We start from the raw sequence: 16563 nt of genomic DNA, 5'->3' as shown, positions 1-16563 counted from the left end.
CAGTTGGAAGGTTTTTGCTATCGGGTCAGTTAATGGAGCAACCATTACAGCTAAGTAGCCTTTTAATCACTTTAAGCAATCTAACTTCAGATACTCTCAGTGGCCCAAGCTTTGGAAATCGTAATATTCGTTTTGATTTATCATCAGTCGGTTTAACACCAATTAAGATTCCTAAAGAAAAATTAGTTGTTAATAGCTCAATTGATATTTCTGACCAATTGTCACAATATATTGGTAAAAAAGTTCAAGCCCAACTTAGTGATGGAAACTCTTGGGAAAAAATTGATGACTTCTATAATAACATTTCAGGTTTCACCATTAAAAGCTTTGGAGGAGCATCAATTAAGGTACTTCCTAATACAACGCTTAGTATTAATCTTACTGCACATATATTTGGTGATTACACGGATGGTGATTTCAAAATCCCAGTAATTCAAGTGAATACTTATAAAAATTAGGAGGTACAATAATGAAAATTTCAGTTTATTTAGATGATGATAGAAATATTGTCGGAGTCAATAACACGAGCAATTATGCAGCAGAAAATCAAGCAAAGGAAAAAGGCTGGACACTAATTAAGAATAGTGATCCAGCCTTTTCAATCGATGAAATGTTTAAGTGGACAGTCAGACAATCTGATAATAAATTAGTTCACATTTCAACAGGCATGACACCAGATGAAGAAACTAAAAAGTCACTAACCAATTTAACTAAAGAACAATTAAATGACAGTTTAACCAAAGATCAACTTCAAATGGCCTTGACAACTTTAACCAAAAAATATATCGAAGATAAAGCTAATTCAAACTTGGTTACCACTGAATTAACTAGGCAGATAGCAGATCTAACCATCAAGTTAGATAAAGTAATGGGAATTGATCCAACTCCAACTACACCGTCAGAAGTTAAGTCTGTAGCAACAGTAGACGGAGCAGTAATTTCAGCACAATAAAAATAAAAAAAGGAAGTATTTAATTATGGCAGAAGTAGATCGTTCAAAGGATATTGAAGTTATTTATGATAAGGCAGGAAATAAAGTTGGCGAAAGTGAAATCGGTGTAGCTAGTGTTGCTGTTACAGGACTAGCAGCAGGTACAGTAGTTGCTGATGGCGATTATAAAATCACTTTTAAGGATTCAGTTACAGGTCTCGAATCAGAAAAAGTTGATGTAAAAGGCTGGACAGTTCTAACACCAGCACCTGAAGCACCAACAGATGTAACATCCACAGCTACAACTAATGGAGCAACCATTACAGCTAAGTAGCCAATAAAAGCATGCTCCCTTACTGGTAGTGGTGGAGGTTGGAATAATTTTAAGGAGTAATTAAAAATGACGGAATTACTAAAGATGGAATTCGGATGGGGAACACTCAAGGCTGCTGACATCGTGGATTATGTTCCTATGATTATATCTAAAGATGATTATAAATACATCACTGGACAAGAATATCAAGAAAACAAAGAAGGCTAGCCGTTTGGCTAGTCTTTTTTTAGGGAGATGAATATATGCCACCACACGTAATAATGGGATATTCACTAACTGAATGGTTGGCACTTTTTTCACTATTTTCAATTTTTATTGGAGTTTTAACCTGGTTTGTAAATATTACAATTATTAAACCATTAAGATACGACATCAAAGATTTATCTAGTGAATTTAAATCATTTAAGGAAGAAACAAAGAGTGATAATCATACGCTTTCCGAAATGGTTACAGACCATGAGAAAAGACTAATAAGAGTGGAAGATAAGGTAGGTAGATGAATAAATGAAAAATAAATTAACTTTGGATACACATTCAAAGACATGGTGGGTATCACTAATTTCTTTGATTCTAGTATTTGGTCAACAGGTAGGACATTTGCTAGGTTGGGAAATAACTTCAGATCAAATTAATCAGATTATGGCAATCGTTAATACAGTACTACTAATTGCAGGATCACTCGGGCTAGTATATGAAAATATATTACGATTGTGTTGATACGCCAGATGCATTATATATGCGTGGAACTCGTGGGACTCCTTTAGTTTGGAGTTCGTGCATTAATGAACCAATTATCTTGAGACAAGGCGAAAAAGATGTGACAGGTGAAGATACGGCTGGTAAAGATATTTCAATAAAAATTACAGGAATTAGCTAAAACTGGTTCCTTTTTTAGTACAAAAAAATTAGGAGATGAAATATATATGTATGCACCAACACCAGCACCGCACATCGGGTTTATGGAATGGTGGGTTGCTGCTGAAAAGTTGACTGAGAATCCTTGGTTCACAACATTCATTATTATTATTTTAGTTGATCTAGCTACTGGATTTTTAAAAGGATTCTTTAAGAGCTCTAATGAGCGAGTAAACTCAACTACGGGGAGGAAAATATCAATTAGTTCTTAACTGATACCGAAAATGGCTGGTACTTTTTATCCTTTAGTAGATTGTTGCAAATTAGTGGACTTGATATTCCAGTGCTTAACAAATTTTACCGGACAATATGGTATTTCAATTGTAGAAAATTTAGGAATTATGGGTATTCCACTTCCAAATTGGATTACAGATAATTTGGAGAAACTAAGAAATAGGAGTGATAAAAATTGAAAAATAAATTAACTTTAGATACACATTCAGCAGTTTCTATCAAGGCCACATTGTCACTTGTAGGAGTATTGGTACAACAAGTTGGGCATCTATTTGGCTGGGAGATTACAGGAGAAGAATTAAATCAAGCTATGGGAATTGTCAATACGGTGTTAACTATAGCGGGTTCACTCGGACTAGTATATGACACGTCGAAAGATAAAACTAACGATCTTAATACCGTTCAATCTGATTTGACCGAAGTTAAAACTCCAGATCTAAAGAATAGCTCAAATGCGGCTATCAAGGATATGCAAAGCAATCAGAGTACAGCTATGGCTAAAGTTAATCAGGATATTAGCAACGCAAATATCAGTAGTTAATGCTGGCGTATCTGGTATTATGATCAAGACTACCCAAGGTAGTCCTGATGGAGATAACTATTTAAATCCTAAATCTACCAATCAAGCACGGAATGCTTTAGCAGCTGGAATGAATGTTGGTTTCTATCATTATTTTCTAGCTTCAAGTGTTGCCGATTCGATCAATGAAGCTAAATTCTTTGAACAATCGGTTGTTAATTTAGGCTTTGGAAAAGATACACCACTTTGTGTTGATGTTGAGGATTCCACATTAAATACTTCAAACGTAGCGAGCTATGTTGATACTTTCATTAATTACCTTGAAACACAAGGCTATACAAATGTATTTCAATATAGCATGGCTAGTTGGTTCAATCAAGGCATCTTAAATGCTAATAAGCACCCGACTTGGGTAGCAAGTTATGGATCAAGTGATTGTGGAGCAAGAGGTAACATTGTAGCTTGGCAGTACACTTCGAATTGGGGCGGTGGCTCTCAAGACATGAGTTACGACTGGGGAATCTTTGATAAACAACCAGCTAAAATTGAAGCAACCACGCAACCTACAGTTGAACCTAAACACCCAAAAGTAGAAAACGTTATCAAATTGACTGAACAAACTCATCCAGTAGATAGATTAGGAATTGAACGACCTGAAATTTACGAAGCTGGCTCAACTTGGAAGAGTTCAAATATTGTTATGATTAATGATGAACCAAATTACCAAATTGCTACCGATATTTTTGTTCCCGTTTCAAAGACGACTTTTAAGGATTTTATCATCGTTAAATATATGGGCGATTCACCGGCACCTGTCTTTGATTCAAAAGGAAACAGGGTACAGAATGCGTCTGTCAGCACTGGTAAATCCTTTAAAACCGCTGGATTCAAAGTTATCAATGATATTCCAATGGCTAAGATTGCAACTAATGAATTTATTCCACTCGAGTACACATCGGGATCAAAATTTGAATAGTAAAGACTAGACAAATTAAATAATATGCGTTAATTTAAAGGTGTTCATTGACGTGGACAATACTGTAAATTACCTTGGTTTTGGATTAACTTTGATAGTGTTAGAAGAGCCCATCATCTATTAATTTAGGTGGTGGGCTTTTTTGTGCTATTTAAAAAACTTAATTTTAAAGATATAGCTGTGATATAATTTGAGCTGTTGAAAGACTATCAATTCTAAATGTTTTCACCATATAATAGGTAGGAAAACATAACAAAAGATAAGGCTTTGCGCACATTTTGCGCATATGTCAAATAGGGTCTGATATATAGGCTTTTTAAAATCCTGTACTCTCCTTATTGGAATTAAATAATTATTTGAAGTACATATTGTACGGATGAGTGTGTAAAAGATGGGATGCCTTTAAAAAGGGTGTCTCTTTTTTTATTAATTGAATTCAAAATGATATTAATTCTTGAACTTTTTAGTAAACCATCATAGAATGTAATCACTTACATAGGAGGGCTGAAATATGAAAATGAAAAAAGAAATCGTCCTTTTTCTCTCTTTAAGTCTCTTTATGCTATTTGGTATTAAGTCACAATCTGTACAAGCAGCCGAAACCGATACATATCAAACTAGTGAGAGTGACTATAAAACAGTAATCAACACTAGAGATAGCATGGTTAAGCTTTATGCCAAAGGTAGTGATGGAGTCTTTAGAGTAATTAGCAATAGGGTTTTAGGGTCATCATCTTCATGGGCAACAGATAAACAAATTTACAATGGTGTAAAAGATGATGGAACTCACACAACTTTCTATAGAGTTGCTACAAACGAATGGATGGCAAATAATTCCGATGGAACAGCCTTCGGATTTGAAGTAAGACTTCAAAAGTTGCCAGGACAAGTAGATAATTATCCACCATCAGATGCTAAAGTGATCACTGTAAAGAATGGTGTTAATGCACCTATCTATGATTCTTATGGACATAAAACGGATAAGACTTTACCTGCTAACAGTTCATGGTTAACAGACAGATATTATTCTTATGGTTCAGGTATACCATTGAGTTTTGTAGCTTATAGAATTGGTAATAATCAATGGTTAAATCTTGATGATATTAATGTAACAGCAAGTTATTAGATGTGTTCAAAAAGTCGTATTCCTTAAATACAAGGGAATACGGCTTTTTAAATGTTACTTATAATTACCGTTGAAAAAGTAATCATTGAACTTATAATTCAAACGGTTATGCCAATAGACCGGGGATTGCATCATCAATTCATCGCTTTGTGAAACAAAGCCTGGGTACGGAACTTTGTGTTTTAAGGTCTCGTATTCATAGAGAAAATCAGGATCCTGGACACGATTCATATTGGATTGGTGGTTAGCAATCAACATAAACATTACTAATGCGTAGGAAGAACAATGCCAATCATGATAATTTGAAAAATTTTATGAGCCAAAGTGGTTAAATCGACAATTGCGATAACCTTGTTGACATAAATAATTCCTAGAATATACAAAAAACAAATGAACTAAAGTATTCACGAATGAATATTGGTGACAAGATGAATAGAAAGGGAGTAAACAAAGCTAAAGCCATAATCAAAGAAATTTTAGTGCGGCCAGTTAAGTACTATAAACACCAGATAAAAGTTGTAATGATACTGGCATAAAAATAGCTGCAAAAATAGAACTATGCATGATTAAAATTTCTAAAAGGTTACCTAGATGGCGACCATCAGAACTATCTCCAAAGGAAGAATCCAATCCGTAGAAAAGATGTGTTAATAGATATTGTCCCGGTTTGCCCCACCAAAAGAAATCGTCACCAGCTGGAATAATTAGGGATACGTAATGAAGAAATATAAGTATAAAATTGAAAAAATGATTTTGTTATTTAGCTGAAATTTGAAAGGTTTATTCATAAATAAACGCTCACCCCAATTTAAAACTCATAGTTTACGTATATATTATGATGTAGATGGTGTATTTTCAATGAATTATAAATAAATTTGTTTAAATAAATATATAAAAAGACATCAATATTTGCTTATTGATGTCTTTTTTCGGATTAAAATGGGTATAATTTTTAATTATTCAAAATTAATTATTCGACATTTCACAGTTAATTTAACATGGCTACGCCAATTGTCAGGTAGGTAGCAAATAATATCCAGATCAGATAAGGAACTAATAAGTTACTGGCAAGCCGATTGATCCGTCTGAAAAATACGATACACAGGAAAACGACGATATCTAATATTAAGATTATTATTAATCCCCAAATGTAATGTTCATTGAAGAAGACAATTGACCAAATGAAATTAAGAAACAATTGTAGCCAAAAAAGAATTGATGAGGCTGTTTTCACGCGATTAGGAGCCCGATTTGAGAAAATAATTAGATAACCTGCGATTGCAATCAAAAAGTAAAGTATCGGCCAAACAATACCGAAAATGTAGTCTGGTGGCGACAGTGGTGGTAAATTCAATATATTATATTTAAGTTTTATGTTACCAGCAAAAGCCGAAGATAAGCTTCCTAGTAATTCCACGATGACTATAAAGATTATTAAGGAGAATATTCCTTTTTTGATTCCTAGCCTCTGCATGATCTGCCTCCTTTAAGTTTTTATTAATTGTATTAAATTGAGGAGAAAGTCTACAAGGAAAAACTAGATTGAAATTTGCAAGTAAAAAGATACTAGAAATACAAAAATTTTTCATAATCGGTGAAGTAATAAATAATTGACTCTAAATTAAGTAAGCGCTACCATAAATACGAATTGGATAGTAAATGAGTGATTGGGGATCACGATGAAATATGTAGGAACTACGTAAACCTACTTAGTCCGTTTAGTTTAACGAGGGCTGAGTAGGTTTTTTTGCGTAAAAATTTAAAAATATTGATGGAATTGTATTATGCGTATTACTTGAAGAAATAACGTTTAAAAGATTATTGTTACCGTGAAAATATCACTATAAACCCGGGAGTGAAGATCATGGAATATGAACAGATGGATAAGCAAATTATTCAGGGTGTTGGTGGCAAGAAGAATATTAAATCTGTTATTCATTGTGCCACACGATTGAGATTTGTTTTGTACGACGAATCAAAGGCAGATGATAAAAAGATCGAAAATATTCCAGGAATATTACAACTGGTAAAACGTGCTGGACAGTATCAGATTGTTATTGGAGGCCGAGTTGAAGACGTTTATAACAAATTAATTGATATGTTAGATTTTGACAATGTGTCTAATAGTTCGTGTGATTCTCAGAAAACGTTGAAGAAACAAAACCTAGTGGATAGGGTAATCGAAACGGTTACAGGAATACTTTCGCCAGCTATTCCTTTATTGGCGGGGTAAAGTTCAAGAAGCAGTTGGTAAAGCCAAGGATATATGATGGGTGTATTATCATCCAAAGGCCAAACCTATATTATGCTGAATCTGATATTTGACACTGGGTATTATTTCATGCCAGCCTTTATTGGATTCTCCGCCGCTAAGGCTTTTAATTCTAATCAAATTTTAGGAGCCTTTATCGGATTGGTAACAGTTAATCCCGATTGGGTGGCGATGGCAGCTGCTGGTAAACCAGTACAGTTCTTAGGTTTACCAGTTGATCTTGTATCATATTCCTCAACTTTTATTCCTGCTATTTTGTCAGTATGGGCGATGTCCTATATTGAAAAAGTAGTTAAGAAATTCACGCCTGATGTCGTTAAGGTGTTTGCGGAGCCAATGTTAGTAATTCTATTTACAGCACCATTAACATTCTTAATTATTGGACCAGTAGCTAATTTGATTTCTAAAGGCATAGCTAATGGCAGTATGTTTTTGTACAACAATGTGGGTATGATTGCTATTCCGTTGTTAGCTGGACTCTATCCTTGGCTAGTTTCGATGGGAGTTCACAAAGCCCTAAGTCCGATTAGTATTCAATTGTTAGTTTCCCAAGGTTATGATCCGATTATTCGAGTAGCAGCTCTGTGTTCGAACATGTCTCAAGCGGCTGCAAATTTGGCAGTGGGATTGAAGACTAAGAATAAAAAGTTAAGAAGTTTGGCCTTGTCATCCAGCGCTACCGCTTATTTGGGTGGTATCACTGAGCCGGCAATGTTTGGTGTTAATTTAAAATTAAAGAAACCAATGTATGGAGCCATGATTGGTGGCGCCGTTGCCGGAATATTTGCCGGATTTATGAAAATGAAGGCATTTGTTTATGTCACACCCGGTCTGTTAAGTTTACCTATGAATTATTTAAAGACTGAAAATTTCATATTGCCTGCCATTATGACAATTGTGGTTTCCAGTTTAGTAACTTTTGTGGCTACTTGGCTGATTGGGTTTGAGGATCCGGTAGATGACCCGGATCTTAAATTTGAAAAAAATAACGCTAATAAAAAAACTAATGCGAAACAAACACTCAAGAGTCCGGTTGAAGGTAAAGTAATTGCCTTGAGTGAAGTTAATGATAAAACTTTTTCCAGTGGCATTATGGGCAAAGGAATTGCAGTTATCCCTAGTTCTGGAAAAGTGATTGCACCAACTGATGGTAAAGTAGCAGCTTCGTTTGCAACTGGACATGCCATCGGGATTCACCTAGATAATAATGCTGATTTGTTGATTCATGTGGGAATTGACACAGTAGAATTAAAAGGAAAGTATTTCCAAACATTAGTCCAAAAAGGTGAACGATTTTCTGCTGGTCAAGAATTATTAAAATTCGATGTTGAAGGTATTAAGAAATCAGGTTATGATCCCACAGTTATGGTTATTGTACTCAACAGTAATGATTTCTTAGAGGTATCGCCGATTCCAAAAGCAGAGAATGAAGTCACTATAAATAATAATTTATTGATGTTAGCGTAGTAGGAGGCTCTTATGAAAAGTTATCAGATTGATCCTAATTTTCTATGGGGAGTTGCTACATCTGCCAACCAAGTGGAAGGTGGCTGGAATGAAGACGGTAAAGGAATGTCAATTGCTGATTGTTTAAGATATCGTCCTCAATTAGATGTCACTAATTATAAAGCTGCTAATTCAATTAGTAGTAAGCAAGTTAAAGAGGCTATGTCTGATCTTTCAACGAAGAATTGGGCTAAACGTCACGGAGTAGATTTTTATCATAATTATCATGAAGATATTAAGCAATTGGCCGCTATGGGTATTTCAGCGTTCAGATTTTCAATCAGTTGGGCGAGAATTTTTCCCAATGGCGATGACCAAGAACCTAACCAAGCTGGGCTAGATTATTATCTGGATCTAGTTAAAGAAATGAATAAGTACAATATTGAACCAATTATGACGTTGTCTCATTACGAAATTCCTTTGAATTTAGTTTTGAATTACGATGCCTGGTACGATCGTCGGGTGATTGATTTCTTTGATAAATTTGCCAAGACGGTCATTGATTATTTACATGATTATGTGAAATATTGGATTCCTATTAATGAAATTGACAGCATCATTCGTCATCCATTTTCATCAGCGGGATTAATTGAAGATCGGTTTCCTAATAAGAATTTCAAAAATGTTATTTATCAAGCGATGCACAATCAATTTGTGGCTTCAGCCAGAATCATTAAGTATTGCCACGAGACGTATCCTGATTTAAAGATTGGTTGCATGATCACTAGTACAATGGTTTATCCATATAATAGTGATCCAAGAAATGTTTTAAGAGCCACTGAAATCATGAGAAACGTTTATGCTTTCAGTGATATTCAAATTAGAGGTAAATATCCTAAGTATCTTCTGAAGAAATTAAAGGAAGAAGATATTAAAATTGAAGAAGAAGCGGACGATACAGATCTTATTAAAGAGAATACAGCTGATTTTATTGCATTCAGTTACTACTCATCGGTCTGCACAGCCTATGACACAACCGGTTTACAAGTAACTAAGGCTAATCGAATTAATGGGGTCTATAATAAGTACCTACCCGAAAGTGAATGGGGTTGGCAAATTGATCCAATTGGTTTGAGGCTCTCGTTGATCAAGCTTTATGACAGGTATCAGAAACCATTATTTATCGTTGAAAATGGAAGCAAAGATGATGATGTTTTGCCAAATGACAAAAAAATTCACGACGACTATCGTATTTGCTACTTGCGGGACCATATTCAACAAATGTTGATTTCTTTGGTTGAAGATGGAATTGACCTAATTGGTTACTGTGTTTGGGGCACTACCGATATGATCTCAGCATCATCCAATCAGATTTCTAAGCGTTACGGTTTAATTTACGTGGATCTAGACGATGAAGGTAATGGAACTTACAAGCGTTATAGAAAAGATAGCTATTATTGGTATAAGAAATTATTGTCCTTTGGAAATAAGATTCCAATGTCATTTTTTGATGAACCGTTAACGCATGTGAATGAGTCAGCTGTTAGTTAAATAAACTGATAAAAAGGTGGTGTTGATCATGAAAACAGTAGAAGAGACTTGGCTTGAAGAAGGTAATCGGGCAATGCAAGGTTGGAACTTTGAGCATTTGGATGGTCGATGGCAAAATGAATCACTGCCTTGGGATTATTCCAAAATTGTCCAGAAATACTTGCAACCGACCGACATTTGGTTAGACATGGATACTGGTGGCGGTGAACTGATGACCAGTTTTCAACATGATGCTCAAAGGACATATGTAACTGAAGGTTGGGATTCGAATATTGAATTTCTCAAGCAAAAGGTTGTTCCCAGTGGTGTGACACTTTATGAAGATCCTGCTGAGAATCTTAATTTGGTCCCAGATGAAAGGTTTGATATTGTGACTAATTGTCATGGTGCCATGCCAGTACCAGAGATCAGTCGTATTTTGAAAAAGTCAGGGATGTTTATAACTGAACAAATTGGAGCCACCAATAATTTTTCTTTATCTCGTTTCTTTAGGGATGATTATCAGCCGGCTTATCCTGACAATACCTTGGTTAATAATGCGATCGCCTGTCAAAAGGCAGGTTTAAAAGTATTGAAATCAGATGTTAGTTTTTCTAAAATGTCGTTTTTTGATGTTGGGGCCGTCGTTTACTATGCGACAGTTGTTCCATGGGAGTTTCCTAATTTTGATGTAAAGGATAACTTGTCGAAACTCTATGAATTACAAAATATCATTGAGCAAACTGGACAGATTGACACTTATGAAGATCGGTTTCTGATTGTTGCGAAGAAACAATAATATAAAGAAGAGGAATGAATTTTTGATAAGAAAATTCATTCCTCTATTTTTTTTGTTTCTTTAGTTCATCAATTTCATGATGTAATTCATGATTTTCCTTTTCTATCTTGTCTAATTTAACTAAAATTTGATCCAGTTTATCATCACTTTTTTCGGAAGTCTCCTGAGTAAAGTAATTAGTGATTGTACTAGCTGTTGTTATCGTCCTTATCTTAATCGTTGATATGAAGGGGAAGAATGCTAAAGCACCTTATAATGTTTTGACATTGATGGCTAATGTTTCGACTGTAGAAGCAGTTACAATGGCCCTTCGAAAATATCCACTCTTTAATACAATTTCAGCTAAAGAATAGGAAATAGCTGCTGTGACTAAGACGATTCCACAGATGATAATCAGGTAAATAAAACCATTGATCCGTAAGAATTTTTTTGCGTTCTTTTGCATCTTACCGGCCGTTCCGATAAAGCGAATCAATGTAAACACTTTAGCAAAACGAAGTACATTGACTACACGGAAGACTCGAAAGGCGTTGAATATAGTATTGAAAGGCAGAATTGCTAAGAGGTCGAGAATATTATGTCGAAAGAAATCTCCTTTGTCTTTAGCTAAATAGAGACGTCCAAAGTAATCGAAACAGAAGATCAAAAGTGTTGCGATGTCGATTTCAATATAGGGTGAGCGTGAGATATTAAAATGAGGGATATAGCTCAATACTAAAATAACAAGTGAAAATAGTCCTGCTAGAACAATGACAAAATAATATCCATTTGAATGTAAAAATTTATGAAACTTTTTCATGATCTCGGTTCATCTCCGTTTAGTCTTACTAATTTGTAATATAGCACTAACGGTTGTGTTAGGTGTATTTACAGGGAAAATAAATTTTTGGATAATGAAAATTATCAATTCAAGGAGATTATATATGCGACAATTCACACCCAGTATTACACACAAGGCGCTGAATCGAGATACATTCAAGTTTTTACTAATGGGGTTAATGGTTTTAGACCATATTAGTTATTTTATTTCACCCTACTTAGCAGATATTTTTCATATTATCACTAGAGTAGTGGCGGATGCAAAAGATACGTAGACAAGAAATTCAATTGCAAAAAGGCATTGCCGCAGAGATTATCTGTTTCGCTTAGGTATTTGGGGTATTCTGATGGTCTTAGGAAACTACCTTATGAATCTATTTGTTTTACGAAAAGATTATGCAATGTCCATTACGGGAGACAACATTTTTCTAACACTCTTAGTCGGTGCAATTATTGTTTGTCTTTGGGATAACCATCAGGAACAAAAAAGGAAGCGACTATTGAGAGTCGTTTCTGTTATTTTGGTTGTGATAGGGATTATTCCTATTTTGGAAGGTAGCTTTATTATTTTCCCATTTATGCTGATAACGCAAATAACACATCAGAATATTAAACAAAGAAATTTAAGTTATTTAGCTTTGATGTTGGTTATGGCAGTTATTGTAATAAAAATGGCACTGTCGATAGGAACGTCTTATCCATTGATGTTGTTTGACAGTGTTGCCATGAATGCTAGCGATACCTTCTTTATTCTGATTGTGCCACTATTAAGTTTTTACAGTGGAAAATTAGGTAAGTACGATAAACAACTAAAATATGTATTTTATTTGTTCTATCCATTGCATCTGTGGTTTATACACTTATTAGCTAGTCTGTTGTGTCGTTAATCGTTCCATTTAAAATCCTTATTATCTAAAAAGAGTGATCGTCCGAACTGATTTCCACCACAGAAAACAGTAACTGCGAGACCTTCTGAATACTTAGAAGGAGTTACGGCTTTAAAATCATCCAAATATGAGAGTGCCAATTGTTGAACTGATTCAATGATTTGGGCTCTTTTTTTATGTGAAAGAGTTTTGAATTCATCAGTAACATAGACTTCGATTTGATCATTTTTTAAGTAATTAATACGTTTAATGAAAGTTGACCAATAGATTTTTAGATTTCCAGATTTTTTAATAGTGGATTTGGAATCAGCTTTGAATTTGTGAATCGCCAATTTGGTTTTATCAGTTAGACATTTATTGAGTTTTTCATTAAATTTTTTTGATTTTATTGAAAAATTTTTCTGCGCGAAGTTCGTCATAGTGGTCAGTACCATTTGAAGCTGCCATTACTGGTGTAGCTAGATTTGTGAACGTTGAGATTGATAGAGCTATTAAAATGAGTAATAATCGTTTTTTCATATAATCTCCCGAAATATTTTGCTAAATTATAACCGATTCGTATACATCATGCTATTCAAAGATAATAATACTTGAATATTAAATTGATTTTAATTATTTTTAACTTAAAAGGATGCAATTTATAAATTGAATCATAATTTAATGTTAGTTTCGTTAGTGATACAATTATTAGAAATATTTTTATTTGAAGGGGAAAAATCTAATGAAAAAGTATGTTAATCGTTCATATTTTTGTTTAGCCATTATATTTAGTTTGTTAGCGGGGTTAGAAATACCATTCAATACAATCACTTATTCTTATATTTTCTACTTGATTAGCAAAAAATCGGTGAGTCTGATCATACCATCAGTGGCCTTGATTATTTTTGGTTATGCTGTTTTTGCAATCTTGGGATATACCAAGAGCGTAGTTGTGAATAAAAATATTTATTTGATAAATCGTAAACTGAAGAAAAATTTCCTGACAAGTAAGATGGCTAATGTCACAGAGGAACAGGAAGATTTTGAATCGGGGAACTTATCTTTCTTTTTAAATGATTTAAAGCTGTTAGAAGATAATTATTGGCGACAGATTTTTGCCTTACTGGGTTCAATTGCGATGACCATAGGAACCCTGGTATATGCACTCTACAGTAATGTTTATATCACCATTATCTTAACCATTTTTGTGTTCTCCCTTGTTAATTGTAAATAATCCTTTAATAAAAATTTTCAAATAAGAACTGATACTTGGGTTTTTAATATTTTTTTTATGATACTTTCAACATCCCGTTTGCTACATGGAGCTTTACTATTACGCCGTTATAATGCAACTAGTGGTTTTTCAAAACGAATGAATCGTTCTATTTCTGAAATGGAATCTTCTAATGCCAGTTTGAAAAATCAGATTGCTTTATCTAATAATGTTATTGGGATGCTTTTCTCCACCTTTTCATATTTGCCTATTGGCTTGGGAATTTACTTTACTATTACTGGGAAAATAACCTTAGCTCAATTCGTGGCAATTCAATATTCATCATCGTGGATTCTAAATGGATTTAACCAGATTATCACTAGTTGGAATACTATCAGTAGTACAAAGAATATCCGTACAAAAATTGAACAGTTGAAGTTGGCTAAAGTTATTACACCAACTGATAAAACAATCGCAATGAATGAATTGTCAGTAAACGACGTCAGCTTTAATTATGATCAAAAACAAATTTTTCATGATGTATCATTTTCAGTAACCCATGATGAAAAAATTTTGATAGGTGGTAAATCAGGTATTGGTAAGTCAACTTTAATTCGAATGATTCTTCAAGAACTGCAACCAACCACTGGAAAATTTTTATTCAATAATCATTCTTACTCGCAAATCGATTCTTACAATAATTTCGGAATTGTAGGGCAGACGCCAATTATATTTGAAGATAGTCTCAAGGATAATATTACTTTGGGAGATAGTACTGCGGATGATCAAAAGGTTATTGCTGCTTTAAAGCAATCGGGATTGGAAGAATTTGCCAATGAAAAGTCGTTACAAATGAAGATTAATGAAAATGGACATAATTTTTCGGGAGGGCAACTAAAGAGAATCGAAATTGCTCGCGCACTGTACTTTAATCGTCAATTATTGTTGATTGATGAAGGAACGGCATCACTAGATCCTGAAACAGCAACTTCAATTCATGAGTCAATTCTGAATAATAAATCTTTAACCGTAATTGAGGTAGATCATCATATTCCGGCTGAAGTTAAAAAGCTCTATGATAAAGTTTATGAATTAAGTAGCACTGGTTTGGTACTACAAAATTAAAAGAACAGCCTCTATTAAGTATTCAAGATATGTCATCCTTTACTTGAATCTCTTAATAGAGGCTGTTTTTGCCTTACTAGAAAAAATTATTTTACAAGATTATGTATTACTAAATTCTTGTTCTTCATCCGAATGAACATTATTATGCTTATGTTTAATTTTCATCTGATTGGATGCGGACACTTGATGCACAGCAAAGCTACTATCATTCGTATGCTGGTTAACGATAAAAAAATCACAGATAATCATTGCTGAAGTGAAAAAGATGTTTAACCTAATTATCTTTTTTAGATGTTTTTTCAATTATTACTCCTAATCTTTTTTTATAGTGTATCCAAAAAAAGAAAGACAAGCTATTTTAGAGCTCAAAAAAAGGCACCGCCGAGGAGCAGTGCCGTTAAGTTAGAAGAATTATTCTATAGAAGGATTGTACTATTGAGAATATAATATTATTGCATATTTTGGGTTTCTTCCAACAAACTTATTATATTACAACTTATAGATAAAAGTACGTTTATATAAAAAATAAATAAAATAATAGATATTATACTTATAATCAGTAAAATTTTTGCGATGAATACTCTTCGCCAGCCTTATTTAGCATTTCTTGCCATGAGGAGAAGGTTGTTGTCATTTGAACTTGTTGTTCCCAAGATTCTTGGGATACTGTATATAGAGAAATACGGTTGGTTATGCCTAATTCCTTAAAGAAATCTTCAATACAAAAGAACTGTGTGTACTTTTCCATGAACTGATTAGAAAAGTAATGAGTGAATTGAATACTTTTCAAATCTTGTCGCAGTCTACATTCTTGTTTGATAATCTCCAGTCGTTGGTTAGTTTTCATAACAATAATCCCCTAAATTTACCATTATTTGTTTTGATTATAACAAATATCCAATATGTAAATAGGTCAAAAATGTCAATTATTCCTGAACTTGGTAAAATCTAGCTAAAGATATCAAGATATCTTGCTAGGAGGTGCTAAAATCATGTTTAATCGAATTCTTGTAGCTATTGATGGAAGTAAAAATTCGTACGATGCCTTGAGTGCTGCAATTGCCTTAACTAAACAATTTAATTCGAAATTATTTTTAGTTTCGGTCGTTAACACAGCTAATTTGCCAGTGAATGTAGGTGTTTCATACGCTCCTGGATTAACTCATGATCTAGAAGAAGGCGCTAAGTTCGATCTACAAAAGGCTGAAGATCTTGTGAAGAAAGCAGGTTTAGTCTGTCAGGTAGAACTTTTAAATGGCGAACCTCGTTCGGAACTAGCTCATTTTCCTAAGGATAAAACAATTGACTTAATCGTTATGGGTAAAACTGGCTTGAATGCATTGGAGCGTGCTTTTGTCGGATCAGTAACACGTTATGTTTCAGAACATTCTAAAACCAATGTCTTAATGGTTGATTAGGGTACTAAGACTGATGATGTTATAGGTAATTAAAACAGC

Annotated in this window: 23 protein-coding genes and 1 pseudogene; 19 read left to right on the top strand and 5 right to left on the bottom strand. The window is 33.9% G+C overall.

The genetic code is table 11. From position 1 onward, the window contains the following. Positions 1-32 precede the first annotated feature (32 nt). The 12 genes from ATN92_RS10815 (at position 33) to ATN92_RS10760 (ending at position 5036) form a co-directional block, all read left to right on the top strand. Positions 33-458: a hypothetical protein gene (locus ATN92_RS10815; protein ID WP_158106740.1), complete on the top strand. Its 426-nt coding sequence runs from the start codon at positions 33-35 to the stop codon at positions 456-458. 11 nt (positions 459-469) lie between these two features. Beyond that, positions 470-952 (top strand): hypothetical protein, encoded by a 483-nt coding sequence (locus ATN92_RS10810; protein WP_056952961.1) that lies wholly within the window; start codon positions 470-472, stop codon positions 950-952. Between the two features lie 25 nt (positions 953-977). Further along, positions 978-1265: a flagellar hook assembly protein FlgD gene (locus ATN92_RS10805; protein ID WP_056952959.1), complete on the top strand. Its 288-nt coding sequence runs from the start codon at positions 978-980 to the stop codon at positions 1263-1265. A 66-nt stretch (positions 1266-1331) separates the two neighbouring features. Next, a complete protein-coding gene (locus ATN92_RS10800; protein ID WP_082604543.1) occupies positions 1332-1472 on the top strand; it encodes an XkdX family protein in 141 nt (46 codons plus the stop codon). Between the two features lie 35 nt (positions 1473-1507). Continuing rightward, entirely contained in the window at positions 1508-1765 is a 258-nt protein-coding gene (locus ATN92_RS10795; protein WP_056952957.1) for a hypothetical protein, read from the top strand. A gap of 4 nt (positions 1766-1769) precedes the next feature. Continuing rightward, positions 1770-1982 carry a phage holin gene (locus tag ATN92_RS19550; protein ID WP_158106739.1) on the top strand — a complete coding sequence of 71 codons (213 nt, stop codon included), beginning with the start codon at positions 1770-1772 and terminating at the stop codon, positions 1980-1982. Further along, positions 1957-2142, top strand: a complete 186-nt coding sequence (locus ATN92_RS10785; RefSeq protein ID WP_158106738.1) for a hypothetical protein — start codon at positions 1957-1959, stop codon at positions 2140-2142. The genes ATN92_RS19550 and ATN92_RS10785 overlap by 26 nt, the downstream gene beginning before the upstream one ends. 46 nt (positions 2143-2188) lie before the next feature. After that, positions 2189-2392 carry a hypothetical protein gene (locus ATN92_RS10780; RefSeq protein WP_158106737.1) on the top strand — a complete coding sequence of 68 codons (204 nt, stop codon included), beginning with the start codon at positions 2189-2191 and terminating at the stop codon, positions 2390-2392. Positions 2393-2404: 12 nt separating this feature from the next. Continuing rightward, a complete protein-coding gene (locus ATN92_RS19545) occupies positions 2405-2593 on the top strand; it encodes a phage holin family protein (RefSeq protein ID WP_158106736.1) in 189 nt (62 codons plus the stop codon). Beyond that, on the top strand, positions 2590-2955 hold the full coding sequence (locus tag ATN92_RS10770) for a phage holin (RefSeq protein ID WP_158106735.1): 366 nt from the start codon (positions 2590-2592) through the stop codon (positions 2953-2955). Before ATN92_RS19545 ends, ATN92_RS10770 begins: the two co-directional genes overlap by 4 nt. Positions 2956-2974: 19 nt before the next feature. Next, a complete protein-coding gene (locus tag ATN92_RS10765; protein ID WP_158106734.1) occupies positions 2975-3910 on the top strand; it encodes a GH25 family lysozyme in 936 nt (311 codons plus the stop codon). A 511-nt stretch (positions 3911-4421) separates the two neighbouring features. Beyond that, positions 4422-5036 (top strand): hypothetical protein, encoded by a 615-nt coding sequence (locus ATN92_RS10760; RefSeq protein WP_056952947.1) that lies wholly within the window; start codon positions 4422-4424, stop codon positions 5034-5036. A 988-nt stretch (positions 5037-6024) separates the two neighbouring features. On the opposite strand, the gene ATN92_RS10755 is transcribed toward ATN92_RS10760, so the two are convergent. Beyond that, positions 6025-6510, bottom strand: a complete 486-nt coding sequence (locus ATN92_RS10755) for a TspO/MBR family protein (RefSeq protein WP_056952942.1) — start codon at positions 6508-6510, stop codon at positions 6025-6027. 390 nt (positions 6511-6900) lie between these two features. Here ATN92_RS10755 and ATN92_RS10750 point away from each other — a divergent pair. The 3 genes and pseudogenes from ATN92_RS10750 to ATN92_RS10740 all read left to right on the top strand — a co-directional run bounded on the left by ATN92_RS10750 (position 6901) and on the right by ATN92_RS10740 (position 11083). Beyond that, positions 6901-8775 (top strand): annotated as a pseudogene (locus ATN92_RS10750) (PTS beta-glucoside transporter subunit IIBCA). 12 nt (positions 8776-8787) lie between these two features. After that, a complete protein-coding gene (locus tag ATN92_RS10745) occupies positions 8788-10305 on the top strand; it encodes a glycoside hydrolase family 1 protein (RefSeq protein WP_158106733.1) in 1518 nt (505 codons plus the stop codon). Between the two features lie 28 nt (positions 10306-10333). Continuing rightward, complete coding sequence (locus tag ATN92_RS10740) at positions 10334-11083, top strand: methyltransferase domain-containing protein (protein WP_056952937.1); 750 nt, start codon at positions 10334-10336, stop codon at positions 11081-11083. 250 nt (positions 11084-11333) lie between these two features. On the opposite strand, the gene ATN92_RS10735 is transcribed toward ATN92_RS10740, so the two are convergent. After that, a complete protein-coding gene (locus tag ATN92_RS10735) occupies positions 11334-11882 on the bottom strand; it encodes an ion transporter (protein ID WP_158106732.1) in 549 nt (182 codons plus the stop codon). A gap of 307 nt (positions 11883-12189) precedes the next feature. Between ATN92_RS10735 and ATN92_RS10730 the strand changes: the two genes are divergently transcribed. Continuing rightward, positions 12190-12789 carry a TraX family protein gene (locus tag ATN92_RS10730; protein ID WP_158106781.1) on the top strand — a complete coding sequence of 200 codons (600 nt, stop codon included), beginning with the start codon at positions 12190-12192 and terminating at the stop codon, positions 12787-12789. Here ATN92_RS10730 and ATN92_RS10725 read toward each other — a convergent pair. Then, a complete protein-coding gene (locus ATN92_RS10725; RefSeq protein ID WP_143444150.1) occupies positions 12786-13121 on the bottom strand; it encodes a hypothetical protein in 336 nt (111 codons plus the stop codon). The two genes, ATN92_RS10730 and ATN92_RS10725, sit on opposite strands and share 4 nt — an antisense overlap. Positions 13122-13158: 37 nt before the next feature. After that, entirely contained in the window at positions 13159-13308 is a 150-nt protein-coding gene (locus ATN92_RS10720; RefSeq protein ID WP_156638759.1) for a hypothetical protein, read from the bottom strand. A gap of 202 nt (positions 13309-13510) precedes the next feature. Between ATN92_RS10720 and ATN92_RS10715 the strand changes: the two genes are divergently transcribed. Further along, entirely contained in the window at positions 13511-14002 is a 492-nt protein-coding gene (locus ATN92_RS10715; RefSeq protein WP_158106731.1) for an ABC transporter transmembrane domain-containing protein, read from the top strand. Positions 14003-14059: 57 nt separating this feature from the next. Next, the gene (locus ATN92_RS10710; protein ID WP_158106730.1) at positions 14060-15106 is read left to right on the top strand and encodes an ATP-binding cassette domain-containing protein; all 1047 of its coding nucleotides are present in this window, start codon (positions 14060-14062) and stop codon (positions 15104-15106) included. 556 nt (positions 15107-15662) lie between these two features. Here ATN92_RS10710 and ATN92_RS10705 read toward each other — a convergent pair. Continuing rightward, positions 15663-15953: a hypothetical protein gene (locus ATN92_RS10705; protein WP_056952926.1), complete on the bottom strand. Its 291-nt coding sequence runs from the start codon at positions 15951-15953 to the stop codon at positions 15663-15665. A gap of 145 nt (positions 15954-16098) precedes the next feature. Here ATN92_RS10705 and ATN92_RS10700 point away from each other — a divergent pair, with 145 nt between their 5' ends. Further along, positions 16099-16524: a universal stress protein gene (locus ATN92_RS10700; RefSeq protein ID WP_056952924.1), complete on the top strand. Its 426-nt coding sequence runs from the start codon at positions 16099-16101 to the stop codon at positions 16522-16524. The last annotated feature ends 39 nt before the right edge of the window (positions 16525-16563 follow it).

The organism is Companilactobacillus bobalius (genome assembly GCF_009764355.1).
This window is presented reverse-complemented; position numbering and strand designations above follow the sequence as displayed.